This window comes from Halomonas sp. BM-2019, assembly GCF_017584085.1.
In genome coordinates, this window is the sequence record NZ_CP071922.1 from 1,772,579 (window position 1) to 1,772,959 (window position 381).

A 381-nucleotide genomic window follows, 5' to 3' on the forward strand; every position below is an offset into this window, starting at 1 on the left:
ATGGCCGGGGGGACCGGCGGCCACGTCATCCCCGCCCTCTCCCTGGCGCGCGGGCTGGCCGCCCAGGGGGTGGAAGTGGCCTGGCTGGGCAGTCCCCGCGGCCTCGAGAACCGCCTGGTGCCGGAGGCCGGCATCCCCCTGCACCGCATCGCGGTGGCCGGCCTGCGCGGCAACGGGGCCGCCGGCTGGCTGCTGGCGCCCTTCAACCTGACCCGGGCCGTGTGGCAGGCGTGGCGGGTGATCCGCACCTTCGACCCCCAGCTGGTGGTGGGGCTCGGCGGCTTCGCCAGCGGCCCCGGCGGCCTGGCCGCCTGGCTGGGGCGCCGCCCGCTGGTGATCCACGAGCAGAACGCCGTGGCGGGGCTCACCAACCGGGCGCTG

At 78.2% G+C, this 381-nt stretch carries 1 protein-coding gene; it reads left to right on the forward strand.

Features of this window, described 5'->3' with window-relative positions; all coding sequences use genetic code 11:
- On the forward strand, positions 1 to 381 hold a 381-nt coding region (locus tag J5F18_RS08960), incomplete at both ends, for a glycosyltransferase (protein WP_346301900.1).